The 14,777-nt window shown below is 49.8% G+C and carries 11 protein-coding genes; 5 read left to right on the top strand and 6 right to left on the bottom strand.

The window, feature by feature from the left end:
- Window positions 1-218: 218 nt before the first annotated feature.
- The gene (locus B156_RS29755) at window positions 219-740 is read right to left on the bottom strand and encodes a response regulator (protein WP_018622216.1); all 522 of its coding nucleotides are present in this window, start codon (window positions 738-740) and stop codon (window positions 219-221) included.
- A gap of 83 nt (window positions 741-823) precedes the next feature.
- Window positions 824-1,216: a response regulator gene (locus B156_RS0123330; protein ID WP_018622215.1), complete on the bottom strand. Its 393-nt coding sequence runs from the start codon at window positions 1,214-1,216 to the stop codon at window positions 824-826.
- 1,009 nt (window positions 1,217-2,225) lie between these two features.
- On the opposite strand from B156_RS0123330, the gene B156_RS0123325 reads away from it, so the two are divergent.
- Together B156_RS0123325 and B156_RS0123320 are read left to right on the top strand one after the other, a co-directional pair.
- A complete protein-coding gene (locus B156_RS0123325) occupies window positions 2,226-2,477 on the top strand; it encodes a YtxH domain-containing protein (protein ID WP_026261001.1) in 252 nt (83 codons plus the stop codon).
- 45 nt (window positions 2,478-2,522) lie between these two features.
- A complete protein-coding gene (locus tag B156_RS0123320; RefSeq protein ID WP_018622213.1) occupies window positions 2,523-2,918 on the top strand; it encodes a YtxH domain-containing protein in 396 nt (131 codons plus the stop codon).
- A gap of 318 nt (window positions 2,919-3,236) precedes the next feature.
- Here the strand turns inward: B156_RS0123320 and B156_RS0123315 are convergent, their stop codons facing one another.
- Window positions 3,237-5,945, bottom strand: coding sequence for a sodium-translocating pyrophosphatase (locus B156_RS0123315; protein WP_018622212.1), 2,709 nt, complete (start codon window positions 5,943-5,945; stop codon window positions 3,237-3,239).
- Window positions 5,946-6,194: 249 nt separating this feature from the next.
- Here B156_RS0123315 and B156_RS0123310 point away from each other — a divergent pair, with 249 nt between their 5' ends.
- Window positions 6,195-6,659, top strand: a complete 465-nt coding sequence (locus B156_RS0123310; protein ID WP_245563807.1) for a TolB family protein — start codon at window positions 6,195-6,197, stop codon at window positions 6,657-6,659.
- Between the two features lie 134 nt (window positions 6,660-6,793).
- Entirely contained in the window at window positions 6,794-9,349 is a 2,556-nt protein-coding gene (locus B156_RS0123305; protein WP_018622210.1) for a PIG-L family deacetylase, read from the top strand.
- A gap of 237 nt (window positions 9,350-9,586) precedes the next feature.
- Here B156_RS0123305 and nudK read toward each other — a convergent pair whose 3' ends face one another.
- Window positions 9,587-10,192: a GDP-mannose pyrophosphatase NudK gene (nudK, locus tag B156_RS0123300; RefSeq protein WP_018622209.1), complete on the bottom strand. Its 606-nt coding sequence runs from the start codon at window positions 10,190-10,192 to the stop codon at window positions 9,587-9,589.
- A gap of 55 nt (window positions 10,193-10,247) precedes the next feature.
- Between nudK and B156_RS0123295 the strand changes: the two genes are divergently transcribed.
- Window positions 10,248-11,000: a DeoR/GlpR family DNA-binding transcription regulator gene (locus tag B156_RS0123295; RefSeq protein WP_018622208.1), complete on the top strand. Its 753-nt coding sequence runs from the start codon at window positions 10,248-10,250 to the stop codon at window positions 10,998-11,000.
- A gap of 71 nt (window positions 11,001-11,071) precedes the next feature.
- On the opposite strand, the gene rodA is transcribed toward B156_RS0123295, so the two are convergent.
- Window positions 11,072-12,352, bottom strand: coding sequence for a rod shape-determining protein RodA (gene rodA / locus B156_RS0123290; protein ID WP_026261000.1), 1,281 nt, complete (start codon window positions 12,350-12,352; stop codon window positions 11,072-11,074).
- Between the two features lie 96 nt (window positions 12,353-12,448).
- Window positions 12,449-14,401: a peptidoglycan D,D-transpeptidase FtsI family protein gene (locus B156_RS0123285; RefSeq protein ID WP_018622206.1), complete on the bottom strand. Its 1,953-nt coding sequence runs from the start codon at window positions 14,399-14,401 to the stop codon at window positions 12,449-12,451.
- Window positions 14,402-14,777 lie beyond the last annotated feature (376 nt).

Below are 14,777 nucleotides of genomic sequence, written 5' to 3'. Positions count from 1 at the left end.
TCATCGAAGCGAAGTCTAGGTACTCTTCGAAGTGCAGCCGCATGGTGTTTTCAGCATACTGATCACTGTGGCGAGCCAGTTGTAGAAAATTGATCCGGTGACGAACACTGAGAAAAAGCATGAGTATGTGGGTAACAAATTGGCGACGAGGCTTGGTCAAATCAGGTAAGCTGGCTACTATTGTAGTTAGCAAGGCAAGTCTTTGCATAAAGGCGTTGTTAGGCTTTGGAGGTTAGAGACCCAAAACTAACACGCCTTTTTACTCTTCTAAAATTGACGAACCATTGATCGGATGTTAATGCGGCTTTACCAGCCGGTGACCTGGCTGGATGCCCTTTGGCAGCGCCCGCGGTATCCTTACCCTGGTTCAACGACTGTGAGCGACGTTCGAGGGCGGCCTTTATGGTGTATAGTATTTCGTCGGGATAGAGCGGTTTGGTTACGTAGTCGTAAGCACCATGTTTAACCGTCTGCACCGCCATCCGAACGTCGGAGTATCCGGTAATAATGATAACGGCCGTGGAGGGGTGCATCACCTTAATCCGGCGCAGCATCTCCAGGCCATTTATATCGGGGAGTTTGAAATCACATATTACTAACTCAAACGCTTCTTTCCGCAATAGAACCAGACCATCATCACCACGCTGTACCGATACAGTTTTATACCCCTGTTTGCTCAGAAAACGCTCCAGCAACAGGCATATATCGTTATTATCGTCAATAATCAGAATTTTTTCCATGAAGAGACTTTGATCATATCCAAGCAGTTTCTATCGCTCAATAAAAAACGAATAAACTGCCTCAGCCGTATGAACAAAGTTACTCAATCCAGAATGGTTTGCAAAGCCATCTCGACGGAACGCCGGGTGAATGGTTTACCAATAAAATAATCGGCGCCCTGTTCGGTAGCCCTTCGGCGCTCGGCCTGCCCATCGAACGCACTAATCATAATAACTCTGGCTGCCACCTGGTCTTCCTTTATGACGGGCAGTAGGTCAAAACCCAGTCCATCGGGCAAATTTAAATCCAGAAAAACGGCACTGAATTGCTGTGTATTCAGGCACTGTCGACCTTCTTCGATGAAATGAGCGCAGGTGGGCTGATACCCTAAGCGTCGGAGCAATCCTGACAGTAACAAACATATATCTGTTTCATCATCAACGATCAAAACCCGTTTTGACGAGGCATTGAGGAGAGGTCCATATTTTTTTTCCACGCTATTTCTTATTGATGTACTTATCACGGCTTTCACTTTTTGGTCATCCTACCTATGATGTACATAGTAAAATATGTGCCGAAACGTAACTCCGTGACTCGATTCTTAACCAACCCTACTTATTAATGCACAATAACAGATTGCAGAGGACTTTATAACTACTAACTTATTTAGAGGGCTTCTCAAAATGGGTTGTTCACTCAGGAATATAACGGGTCCTTTTTCCCCGCTTATTCTACGTATGTAGAAATTCATCTACACTTATACCCACTTACGTTCCTTTCGGTCTTCAACCAGATAGATTACTAAAACCTAACTTATTCCTCATTTACAAGCAACTACATAGGGTTGTAGTATAGGAAAACACGTTTTAAAAAACATTGGCATAACTTTTTCTAGTTAGTTTATTGATCTTAATCGCGAAATAGCTGATTTCTGATTTACTCAACAGGTACAACGAAAGGAACCATTTGCAGACCGGTTGCTCTAGTTGTACTACGGTTTCTGAATATTCTGGGTGTTAGTGGTACAGCAGTAGTGAATCCAGTACACTATTTTTTTAGCTACTGGTTACCATTAATTGCAGGTTATGGTTAGTCCCGTACAAAGCACTTACGCTCTTTTTGTACGATTACCATAATTAGTGAAAGGCTAGTAGGAACGGCTTAGTCCGTGAAAAGATATTTTAGGTTAAGTACAAGTTACGGTGGGTACATAATCCCTGCGCCAGTTTGAGCGCGGGGATTTTCATGTATAAGTAGTTTCGGTATATAGCCGTAATTAAAACGCTTCCCCTTCCAACAACCTCCTTTCAATCCAGTGATGTTGCGTAAAACGTGGACGTGATTGTAGAGAATAATCCTCAGTTTAGGGGTGTTGACAAAGAGGAAGCGCACAAGATAAGAAGTTATAGGACAGCCAGTTACGTATTTTTTTAAATAAATGGTACAGTATTTTCTACTGAGCAAGGTATATTTAAGCGATTAGGTATTCACAAAAGTAAAAAACCATGAAGTCACTACCAGGAATTTTAGTTGGATTAGCACTCGGAGCTGTAGTAGGTATATTAATGGCCCCCGAAAGCGGCAAGAAGACCCGCAAACGTATTTCCTCGGAGTCGGATTCGTTCTTCAAAGACCTTCAGGACCAACTACAAAATGGCCTCGAAAGTATAAAGGAGCAGTACAACGACTATGTTGATTCAACTACCGAAAAAACACAGGATTTGGTTAGCCAGGCTAAGAAAAAAGTTAAAAAATAAATTGTTGTATCACCAGATTTGGACTTACCTAAAACAGACATAATTATGAGAAGCACAAGAGATTTTCTTACAGGCATTATTACAGGAGTTGTAATTGGAATTTTGACCGCCCCACGTAGTGGAAAAGAGACACGCGATAAGCTAACCGAAGAAGCCAGCAAGCGCACGGGCGATCTGAAAGGCCAGTGGGAGAAGGGCGTAGTGCAGGTTAAAGACGGTCTGGAACAGGCAAAAACGCAGGTTAACCAATACACCGACAAGGCAAAGGAGCAGTATGATCAACTGAAAGATCAGGCACAAACAGCCTTAAATAAAGGTAAAGAGCAATTTAAAGACCAATATGGGCAGAAAAAGGAGCAGTACAACGACGCAATCGATGAACTTGCCGATGATGCCAAAAACGAGGTTGATGCCAATAAGTCATCATTCAAGACAACCTAGAATATCTCCCGATTTACTCAACGATTTTTATTATTGGCAGCCTCACTGGATAGCATCTGGTGAGGCTGCCCCGTTTAAGAGGTTTGAGTGCCTTTAACATTGCTTTAAGTAGCCTGTAGGTAGCTGTTGTGGACAGGTGCAGCTAACCCTAAAACGTATACTTCGTACGAATTGCCCCTACCCTGGCAATGAGGTAGTTAATAAGAATACCCTACTAGCTTATACCACGTTACAGATTGAATAGGTTTTAAAAAGAATCGGGGTGTCGAGTAACTACGAAAGTTACCCGACACCCCGATTCTTTTTGGCGATAAGTTTTTATTTTTTCGTTACCCGGATAGAAATCCGGCGGTTTTTCGCCCGCCCTTCTTCCGTGTCGTTGGGTGCCACCGGATGGGTGTCACCATATCCCTCGGCTTCCAGGCGACTCTTGTCGACACCCATTTTTGCCAGTTCAGCCAGTACCGAGTCGGCCCGGTCCTGCGAGAGTTTCCGATTGAGTTCGGCAGGACCCGTGTTGTCGGTATAGCCGCCCAACTTCACGTTAACTGCCGGGTACGCTTTCATAATCTCAGCCACGTTTTTCAACTGCTCCTGCGATTGCGGTTGCAAGGTAGCTTTACCCGTATCGAACGTCAACCGGTCGAAATCGAACCATAATCCATTGTCGACAGCTGTTTCGCTTCGGATAAAGGCAAGTAGCTTGCGCTCAATGCCCTTGTCGGGGATGCTCAACTCAACTCCGCTCGTCAGCTTTTCGGGACGAAATTCGCCCAAATCCACTGTTCTACCGCCGTTATTAAGTGTGCTTACACCGTTGACATCTGCCGCTGTCGACTGTTCCAGTGGCAGTTCTGTACCAGCAGCTTCCTTGCCTTCCAGATTATAGCCCGGTGTTTCGGACGACTGTACGGCGATGTAAGGAGCAATAACCAGCGATACAATCGACATCAGTTTAATCAGGATGTTCATGGACGGGCCGGAGGTGTCTTTGAATGGATCACCAACTGTATCGCCCGTTACCGAGGCTTTGTGTGGCTCTGATTTTTTGTAAAACATCTCACCGTTAATCATCACGCCTTTCTCGAACGACTTCTTGGCATTATCCCAGGCACCACCGGCGTTGTTCATGAAAATACCCATGAGCACGCCCGATACCGTTACACCCGCCAGCAATCCGCCCAGTACTTCGGGTCCGAAGATAAAGCCCACGATAACCGGCACGGTCAGGGCAATGGCACCCGGCAGAACCATCTCACGAATGGAAGCCTGCGTCGAAATAGCCACGCACTTCTCGTATTCGGGTTTGCCCGTCCCTTCCATGATACCCGGAATTTCGCGAAACTGACGACGAACTTCCTCCACCATCGCCATAGCGGCACGACCCACCGCAGCAATGGCCAGCGACGAGAAGATGAACGGAATCATGGCTCCCACAAATAAGCCAGACAGGACGTCGGCTTTGTAAATGTCGATGGCCGAAATACCCGAAATACCGACGAAGGCAGCAAATAACGCCAGGGCGGTCAACGCAGCCGAAGCAATGGCAAAGCCTTTACCCGTAGCCGCCGTAGTGTTTCCTACCGCATCCAGAATGTCGGTACGGCCCCGAACCTCTTCGGGCAGGTAGCTCATTTCGGCAATACCACCCGCGTTATCGGCAATGGGCCCGAAGGCATCAATGGCCAGCTGCATGGCGGTGGTAGCCATCATGCCAGCGGCCGAGATAGCAACGCCGTACAATCCGGCAAAGTGGTAGGAGGTGTAAATACCAGCCGCCAGCACCAGAATAGGCAGTACGGTTGATTCCATACCCACTGCCAGCCCCCCGATAATGTTGGTAGCGGCACCCGTAGCCGATTGCCGGATAATGCTCATTACCGGGCGTTTGCCCATCGCCGTGTAATATTCGGTAATGGTAGACATCAGCGCACCTACAACCAAACCCGTCACAATGGCGAAGAACACATCCATCCGCGTAAACTCGACGCCCCGAATCTCCATCGTTGTATCCGGCAATACGGCACCAACCAAAAAGTACGAAGCGATAAGGGTTAGAATAATCGATCCCCAGTTGCCCAGGTTCAACGCGCCCTGCACATTACCGTTGTCGTCTTTTACCCGAACCAGGTAACAGGCTAGAATCGAAAAAATCAGCCCCATGCCCGCAATCAGAACGGGTAACACGATGGGCGCGTGGCCTGTGATATTAACATCGACAGGAATACGAATTTCGCGGCCCAGTACCATGGTGGCCAGAATCGTAGCAACGTATGAACCAAATAAGTCGGCACCCATACCGGCCACATCACCCACGTTATCACCCACGTTATCGGCGATAGTAGCTGGGTTACGAGGATCATCTTCGGGAATACCGGCTTCTACTTTACCCACGAGGTCAGCCCCTACATCGGCCGCTTTGGTGTAGATACCACCCGCCACACGGGCAAACAAGGCGATAGATTCTGCTCCGAGGGAGAAACCAGCCAGCACTTCGAGCGCACGTTCCATCGGAACACCATTTACGTCCCCGAAGGCCCCGCCCGTGTTGGCAACAAAATAATTATAGAGCAGGATGAATAACAGACTAAGGCCCAGTACCGCGAGTCCTGCCACGCCAATACCCATTACCGAACCGCCCGTGAATGACACATCCAAAGCACGGGTCAGGCTGGTGCGGGCTGCCTGAGCAGTACGTACATTGGCTTTGGTAGCTACTTTCATACCAATATACCCAGCAAAAGCGGAGGTGAAGGCGCCGAAAGCAAACGCAATACCAATGGACCAATGGGAACTTTCTACCTGCGAACCGGCAAATGATAACAGTGCGGCAACGACAATACCGAAAACAATAAGAACCCGCCATTCGGCTTTCAAAAAGGCGATAGCACCGTCGGCAATGTAACCGGCTATCTCCTGCATTCGGGCGTCGCCGGCATCCTGCCGGTTCACCCAACTAAACTTGGCAATCATTACTGCCAGGCCCACCAAACCCAGAAAAGGGACGATGTAAAGACTATTGTTCATGCGATTTATTGACTGGTTGAAATAGGTAAATTGCCCGCAAAGATAGAATCTGAGCACGCATAACCCAACGCGCCAGCCATATAGGTTGACTTTTTTTGAGGAAAACTACGTTTTTTAGAAGAGATTGATTCAGAATCGAAAGCAAAATACCTCCGTGCTTGTAAGTATGGCGGTTACTATGCAGATTTAAAAAAATAAAATACTAACCAATGGCCATTTTACTTCCTAAATATTTTTCGCTTTAACATTATGACAATAAATAATGTGCCAGTAGCACTAAAATTGATACTAATTGGACTGTCATTAATGCTGCTGCCTGTGGCCAGAACGCGGGCAACGGCCATTGATTCACTCTGGGTAATCGTCACTGAGGGCACTAATATGGCAGCTGCGTTATCGCCTGATAAATCGCAGATAGCCATTGACTTACAAGGCACGATATGGGTTTTGCTAGCCACGGGAGTTGCGGTGCGTCCCAGTACCGATGCCTTGGGCGACTACCGCCAGCCGAGCTGGTCGCCGGATGGGAAGCGAATCCTGTTTGCCTCCGACCGGGGTATAAACTACGACCTCTGGCAGTTAACCCTGACTGATGGAAAATTAACCCAGCTTACGAACGATAGCGGTAATGATTTCAATCCGGCTTATTCGCCCGATGGCACCCGGATTGCCTTTATTTCAGACCGTACCGATGCGCTGTTGACGAAGCCCTGAAACCTGGTGCTTATGCCCAACCGTTTACTACCCGTAAACGCCACAATCTATTTAGAGGGCTACTCCCATTTAGGGTAGCCTTTTCTGGTGTTTATCGTAAATTTGTCCCAAAGCCAAAAATTGATTTACTGCCTGTGTCTATCAGAAAACTCCTGCCAGCTTTTCTACTCGGTGGTTTAGCCATCGCCACTACCTTCGCTCAGGTGCCATATGGCCCCATCAAGCCAACACCGTCCAGCGAGATTCTGCTGAACCTTAAAAAGCTGAATGTCCTCGGATCGGTGCTGTACGTAGCCGCTCACCCCGACGACGAGAATACGTTGCTGCTGGCCTATTTAGCCAAAGACCGGCTCGTCAGGACGGGCTACCTGTCCATGACGCGGGGCGATGGCGGGCAGAATCTGATTGGTCCGGAACAGGGCGAAAACATCGGTATTATCCGAACGCAGGAACTGCTGGCTGCCCGGCGTGTGGATGGTCCCGATCAGTTTTTCAGTCGCGCTTATGATTTCGGTTTCTCCAAGTCGACGGATGAAGCGGTTCGGACCTGGGGACAGGAAAAAGCCCTGGCCGATGTGGTTTGGATGATTCGCAAATACCAGCCCGATGTTATTCTGACCCGCTTTCCGCCCGATGCCCGCGCCGGACACGGGCACCACAGTGCATCGGCGTTTCTGGCCGAGCAAGCCTTTAAAATCTCCAACGACCCCACTAAATTTCCGGAGCAGTTAACCTACGTCAAACCCTGGCAGGCCAAACGCATCATGTGGAATATGTTCATTCCGGGTGCTTTTCTGAGCAACAAAAAACCCGAAGAAACGGGTAACCTGGTTGGCGTTGAAACGGGCGTGTTCAACCCACTGCTGGGCCGGTCTTACGGCGAAATTGCGGCCGAAAGTCGCAGTCAGCACAAGAGTCAGGGTTTCGGTGCACCATCCAGCCGGGGCGCTAAAATGGATTACTTCCTGCTGAAAGCCGGTGATCCGGCCGAAAAAGATCCGCTCGATGGTATTGACCTTAGCTGGAAACGGGTGGCAAACAGTGATGCTGTTCAGGCGGAAGTAAATCAGGTCATTAATTCGTTTAAGCCCGCCCAGCCGGACGCGTCTATTCCCGCTCTAGTGCAGCTATATAAAACCATCAGTAAGCTGGACACCACTAATATTTACGTAAAGGCCAAGCGCAAGGACATTGAAACGCTGATTCAGGAATGCCTCGGATTGTGGGTAGAGTCGAATCCGGGCAGCTATGCCGTTACCCCCGGCGAAACCGTTAAAGTCACGTCCAACATTGTCAGCCGGGCCAGTACGCCGGTTCAATTGGTGCGCATCCGTTACTCCACGGGTAAAGATTCTACGCTGAATCTGGCTCTCAAACCCAATGAGGTAATTGTATTACCCACCCAACTCACCATCCCGAAAACGGCAAAAATCTCGCAGCCCTACTGGCTCGAAAAACCCATTGACAAGGGCATTTTTCAGGTCGATAACCAACAGTTGATTGGCCTGCCCGAGAACCCACCGGCCATAACGGCCAGTTTTACAATCGAGATCAGTGGTCAGCCATTTACCTTCACTACTCCGGTTGTTTATAAGTCGACAGACCCGGTAGAGGGCGAAACCTACCGTCCTTTCATTATCCAGCCCGACGTGACGGCCAACCTGACCGAACGGGTCTTTATTTTCCCCACAAATGCACCAAAAACGGGCGACGTTGTGCTGAAAGCGGGCCGGGCCAACGTGTCGGGCACGCTTAAACTGGACGTACCCGCGGGCTGGCAGGTCAAACCCGCTTCGGTTCCTTTCTCCCTAACTAACAAAGGCGAGGAACAGCGGGTATCGTTTACACTTACACCAACGGCGCAGGCCCAGGATGGCAAAATTCAGATGGTCATGACCACCAGCGATGGCACCTTCACGACCGGCCTGCGGGAAATTGCCTACAATCATATTCCAACGCAAACCCTGTTCCCGCCCGCCGATGCTAAACTGGTTAAGCTGGATGTGAAGGTAACGGCCAAAAATATCGGATACATTGTGGGAGCGGGTGACGAAATACCGGCCGCCCTTCAGCAACTGGGTAGCCGCGTGACGTTGCTTGGCCCGGCTGATCTGGCCGGAAATTTATCGGGTTACGATGCCATCATCACCGGCGTTCGGGCGTATAACACGGATGCCAGCCTGGCGCGGTATCAGTCAAAACTGATGGAGTACGTCAAAAACGGCGGCACCATGATTGTGCAGTACGTAACCCCCGCCAGTTCGTTTTTGCGGAGTGACCCGCCCCTGCCCCAGTTAGGCCCTTATCCGTTTACCATTAACCGGGACCGCGTAACGGAAGAAGATGCGCAAATGACGTTTATCAATCCCCAGAGCCGTTTACTCAATTACCCGAACAAGATTACCGAGGCCGACTTTTCCGGCTGGATTCAGGAACGGGGCATCTACTTCGCCCAGGAATGGGATAAAGCCTACGAACCCATTTTCTCAGCCCATGACCAAAGCGAAGCCCCTAAACAGGGAAGCCTGCTTTATGCCAAATACGGCAAGGGTCATTTCATGTACACGGGTCTGGTATTCTTCCGGGAGCTACCCGCCGGGGTGCCGGGTGCCTACCGGTTGTTTGCCAATATGATTTCGGTGGGCGATAATTCAGCGGCCTCCGTATCCGGTTCCAAAACCAAACCGTAGGTATTTCGATGAAACCTTACCGGTCTCGTTGGACCAGGTGAGACGGGGGAAAGTACAGTATCCAGCGGGTGCTGACTATTTTAGCTATCTTTTTGAGTGGTATCAGGTTCTCAAATCTGACACCACTCAAAAAGCTTGAGCTTTACGGATTCAGAAAAATCCATCTTCCTCCCATCTAATCTAATTCCCTGTTCATATCAAAACGATACGGACCAGCTACCGGAACGATTGGAGACTTCATAGTTCCTGTTGTTTATCAAGTTGCTGTAACCGCAGATACTGCAACAGCATAATTGTTTTGCCGTCCTGGATTTCGCCAGTTTTCATCATGGCCAGTGCCTGGCTGAAGGGTAACTCAAGCCGGTCAATTTCTTCTTCATCAATACCGCCCCCGGCGGTTTGTTCCGTATCGGTGGTGTATTCGGCGAGGTAGAAAAACAGCTTTTCCGTTACTGAACCCGGACTCATGTAGGCTTCCATTACTTTCTGCACGGCTGTGAGTTTGTAGCCAGTTTCTTCTTCCGTTTCGCGCAGAATAGCCGTCTCCGGGTCATCATTGTCTAACAAACCCGCGCAGGTTTCGATGAGCATACCGTCGGATGGTCCGCCAGTGCGGTTACCGTTCACAAAAGTAGGTAACCGGAACTGGCGGGTTAGAATTACCGTATCGGCTTCGGGATTGTAAAGGAGAATAGTGGCACCGTTGCCGCGGTCGTACGCTTCACGTTGCTGCGTTGTCCACTGCCCATTTTTACCGAGGTAGTTGAACGTATACCGTTTCAATACGTACCAGTTATCGGAAAGAATTTTATCCTCCGTTATTTGCACACGAGAACCATCCATATTGTTTAAAAGTGTTCTATTTTGTTTAGTTTTGAACAAAAGAACAGCATTAGGTATGAATTTCCAACGGCGAAAGCAACTTATTGTACAAACGGTTGAGGAGAAAGGGGCTGCTGATGTGAGTGAACTGGCTGGCCTGTTGCAAACCTCGGAGATGACTATCCGGCGCGATTTAGCCCAGTTAGCAACAATGGGGCTGATTTACCGAACGCGGGGCGGGGCTATGAAAGTTAGTCTGGCAACGGATAAGCACCGTTTTGTCAATAAAACCGCCACCAATCCAGAGCGGAAAGATTACATCTGCCAGCGGGCCGCACAGGAAATTCGGGAAGGCGACATTATTTTCATGGATTGTGGCAGCACCGTGTTCCGGCTCTGCCCATTCATTCGGAACAAACGCATCACGGTTATTACCAATTCGTTGCCTGTAGTGGCCGAACTGATGGACTCCGAAGTGTCCATTAACCTGGTGGGTGGCGAAGTAGACAAAGAACGGCAGGCACTGCATGGACTGATAGCGGAAGAGCACATTGCCCGCTACCGGGCCAACTGGGCGTTTATCGGCGTAGATGGCATTTCGTTACAGAGCGGGCTGAGTGCCAACGGCGAACGGGAAGCCAGCACGACGCTGGCAATAGCCCGGCAATCGGAAAAAGTGTACCTGCTCTGCGATTCAACGAAATTAGAAACGGACAAATACCTAAAGTTCGCTCCATTGAGCCTGTTCGACGTACTCATCACCGACAACGAGGTTAGTCCTGCCCTTGTGGTCGCTTACCAGCAGGCAGGCGTTACGCTTGTTAATTGAGGATGGACGTATACACGCGCCAGTTTTGGGAATCTGGCGTCAGAATCCAGGGGCATTAGCCACAAGATTGCTTATCGGCGGGTAAGGGCCGTGCGACGCGAGTCGAGTTTGAGGAAAATAAACAGCAGAATGGAGAAGGACCAGAGGGAGGAGCCACCATAGCTGAAAAAAGGCAGCGGAATACCGATAACGGGCATCAGGCCGATAGTCATCCCGATATTAATCATTACGTGAAAGAAAATGATGCCCGCCACGCAATAGCCGTAAACCCTGGCGAATTTTGTTCGCTGTTTTTCGGCCAGAATGACAATCCGGGAAATCAGGGCGATAAACAGAACAACGACAACCAGGCTGCCGATGAAGCCATGTTCTTCCCCGATGGTGCAGAAAATAAAGTCGGTGCTCTGCTCCGGCACGAAGTCAAATTTGGTTTGGGTTCCTTCCAGAAATCCTTTGCCCTGAAGCCGCCCGGAACCGATAGCAATCTTAGCCTGCGTTACGTTCCAGCCCACGCCAAGTGGGTCGATAGTAGGGTCTACTAATACTTTAATGCGGTTGCGCTGGTGCTTTTGCAGTACACTGTTCACAAAGAAATCGACCCCCGTCACGTACACCATCATGCCAATGCCCAGCACGCCCAAAGCGAGTAAGTTAGGAATCGACCGATTATAGCGGGGCATCAGCAGAACAATCAGCAGCAGCAAGGCCACTATACCCAGGAATATGTATAGCTTGGGAAATAGCAAGGCGAAGATAAACAGCCCCGCAGCCGCAATGCCAGCCGCCGGAATCCAGCCGGGTAGTCCCTCGCGGTACAGCATGATAATAAAGGAGGCAAATACCAGCGTGGACCCAGTTTCGTTGGAGGCCAGAATCAGAATACAGGGAAGGATAACGATGCCCGCAACGTATAACAAATCCTTCCGCTTCATGAGGTTAATACCCGGTACATCCAGGTACTTAGCCAGCGCCAGTGCAGTAGCGACTTTGGCAAACTCGGCGGGCTGAATAGAAACGGCCCCGAACTTGAACCACGACCGCGACCCGTTGATGTTAGTGCCGGCGACCAGCACCAGAATCAACATCAGAAGCATAAACCCGTAAAAGACAAAAGCAAACGTGTCGAAAAACGTGTGGTTGATGACCAGAATACAGATAATAAGAATGGCCGTTGTACCAATCCACATCAGTTGCTTCCCGGAATTGGTCGACATATCGAACAAACTGGTCTGCTCTTCGGGGCTATATACAGCAGCGTACACATTGACCCACCCCAGGCCTATGCAGCATAGATAGAGAAGTACAGTAATCCAGTCAATGTTTTGGGCGAATGGGTCGTTCCGGCGAGGCAATGTATTGTTTATTACAGGTTGTACGTGTCGATGTCGGTTTTCGGGAACGGGGAAACCAGCCATCGATGGCTAATCATACGAATAACGAACAAACCACTAGTTTCCGCTTACTGCTACACTAGTTGCCGATTTTGGCCGGGTGTCCGTAATTAGCGATTTGGGCGCCTGCGGCTTGTGACTACTGTCTTTCGGGGCAGGCATTGACCGTTTTGGTGCGGGCGCGCTATACGATGGCGGATAAAAACTGGAGGCTTTCACCCGCTTGTCTAGGCTGAGGGCTTCCGTTTTTCCTTTGAGGTAACGCTCGGCCACCAGAGATGCTACAAAGGCAGCTGCTTCGCCCCCCCAGCCTGCGTTCTCAACAAACACGGCAACGGCTATTTTAGGGTTGTTCATGGGCGCGAAACCGATAAAGATGGAGTGATCGAATTTGTGGCCAAACTTGGCATTCTGCGCCGTACCGGTTTTTCCGCACAGGTCGATACCCGGAATATTAGCCCGCTGATCGACCGTTCCGTGCACGACGGCGGCCCGCATCCCGTCAATAACGGGGAGGTAATACTTATATTCGATACCCGTTTCGTTATGCTGCGTGTACTCAGACGGTATTTCTGCACCCACTTTACCAAATCCTTTGAGGAAGTGGGGTGTAATGTACCAGCCCCGGTTAGCAATGGTAGCAGCCAGGTTAGCCAGTTTGAGGGGCGTAATCAGCAGTTCGCCTTCGCCGATACTCAGCGAGTACACGTTCGAGAATTTCCAGCGAAATTCACCCCGGTACGCTTTGTTGTAGTACTCGGGCGTGGGTAGATTACCCCGCCGTTCACTCGGCAAATCGACACCCAGCCGGTCGCCCATCCCGAACTTCTCCGCCATGTCATGCCACTCGCGCAGGCCAATGGCCGATGCCTTAAAGGTATTTTGCTCCCCATTGAAGTACATGAACTTCCGGAATACCTGATAGAAATAAGGATTACAGGAATACTGCACCGCCCCCCGCAGGTCATTCCCACCCCGGCAGTGACAGCGCATGGGCGAACCCGCGTGCCCGTACACCATGTGGGGCGACAGCGACCCCTGCTGCTGGGCAACCAGTGCCTGAATCAGCTTAAAAGTAGAGCCGGGCCGGTAACTGGCCATTACGGGGCGGTTGATGAGCGGCTTGTATGGGTTACGTAACAGCGAACGGTAGCTCTTGGAAAAAGACCGGCTCGACAGCATATTGGGGTCGTAGGTGGGGGCTGAAGCCGAAACCAGAATTTCGCCCGTCGATGGTTCAATGGCCAGCACCGCGCCAACCTTATTCTGCATCAGGCTGTCCGCGTATTTTTGCAGTTCAACGTCAATTGTGGTAATAAGGTTTTTACCGGACACGGCCAGCGTGTCGTAATCCCCATTTTTCCAGGAGCCTTTATTGATGCCCCGCACGTTCTGCATCATAAATTTAACCCCCCGTTTACCCCGAAGCTGCTCTTCGTAGTATTTCTCCAGACCGTTTTGCCCGACGTAATCCCCCTGCCGGTAGTAGACGAGATCCTGTTCTTCCAGTTGATTTCGGGTAATTTCGCTTACATATCCGAGCGCGTTAGCCAGCGTATTGGCCGGGTAGGTTCGCATGGAACTGATAACGGGTTCAAATCCATGATAATCCACCAGCGCGTCCTGAATCCGGGCAAAATCTTCCTTGGACAGTTGTCGTAAAAATAACGAGGGCTTAACCGAAGAGAAGTTTTTGGCCAGGCCCATTATACTGTCAAACTCCGACGGGGTGATGGCCATCAACCGGCAGAAAGAGGCCGTATCCGCAATCCGAACCTGTTTTGGTGTAACGTACAGGTCGTAAACTGGCGTGTTATACACCATCAACTGGTTGTTGCGGTCATAAATCTGGCCCCGGTACGGAATCTCGACTACCCGTTTGATGGAGTTTTTCGAGGCCCCCAACGAGTAGGTATCGTCCAGAATTTGTAAATAAAACAGGCGGGCCAGATAGACCAGCCCCAACAGGCAAAAAACACCAATAATAACCCACTTTCGATTCTCTAACATGAGAATAATTTTTCAAGCTACGTATGTACTCCCTACAAAGTTACTCAACTATTTAAGAATCGGGGCCGCCCTTTAGGTTTGAGGGCTGGTAATATTCCGGGATTTGGTAGCTTGCCAGTAGTCAACCAGAGTGGGGTAACCTAAGGGGCCGCCAGGGAGAAAGACCTATGCTCGGATTCAGAACCCCACTCTGTTAGACTTGCAATGGCTCAGATAGAAAATCGGGTTCGCGGCCCATTACAAGGGTTTGAGCAACGGCAAGTCGGTTGACTGACAACCAAAACTAACCGTATTTATGGACATTCACTACTACATCGGCATCGACATTAGCAAAGCAACACTCGATTGGGCCGTCTTTGATGGCAAGACTCTTGTC

Source organism: Spirosoma luteum DSM 19990, assembly GCF_000374065.1.
Classification (GTDB): Bacteria; Bacteroidota; Bacteroidia; order Cytophagales; family Spirosomataceae; genus Spirosoma; species Spirosoma luteum.
Note: the sequence above shows the minus strand (reverse complement) of the source record. Positions and strands in the feature narration are given on the sequence as shown.

Coding starts and splice junctions, on each gene's coding strand:
- B156_RS0123295 (WP_018622208.1), top strand. CDS start 10,248: ATGAATTTCCAACGGCGAAAGCAACTTATTGTACAAACGGTTGAGGAG.
- B156_RS0123315 (WP_018622212.1), bottom strand. CDS start 5,945: ATGAACAATAGTCTTTACATCGTCCCTTTTCTGGGTTTGGTGGGCCTG.
- B156_RS29755 (WP_018622216.1), bottom strand. CDS start 740: ATGGAAAAAATTCTGATTATTGACGATAATAACGATATATGCCTGTTG.
- B156_RS0123320 (WP_018622213.1), top strand. CDS start 2,523: ATGAGAAGCACAAGAGATTTTCTTACAGGCATTATTACAGGAGTTGTA.
- B156_RS0123325 (WP_026261001.1), top strand. CDS start 2,226: ATGAAGTCACTACCAGGAATTTTAGTTGGATTAGCACTCGGAGCTGTA.
- B156_RS0123285 (WP_018622206.1), bottom strand. CDS start 14,401: ATGTTAGAGAATCGAAAGTGGGTTATTATTGGTGTTTTTTGCCTGTTG.
- B156_RS0123310 (WP_245563807.1), top strand. CDS start 6,195: ATGACAATAAATAATGTGCCAGTAGCACTAAAATTGATACTAATTGGA.
- nudK (WP_018622209.1), bottom strand. CDS start 10,192: ATGGATGGTTCTCGTGTGCAAATAACGGAGGATAAAATTCTTTCCGAT.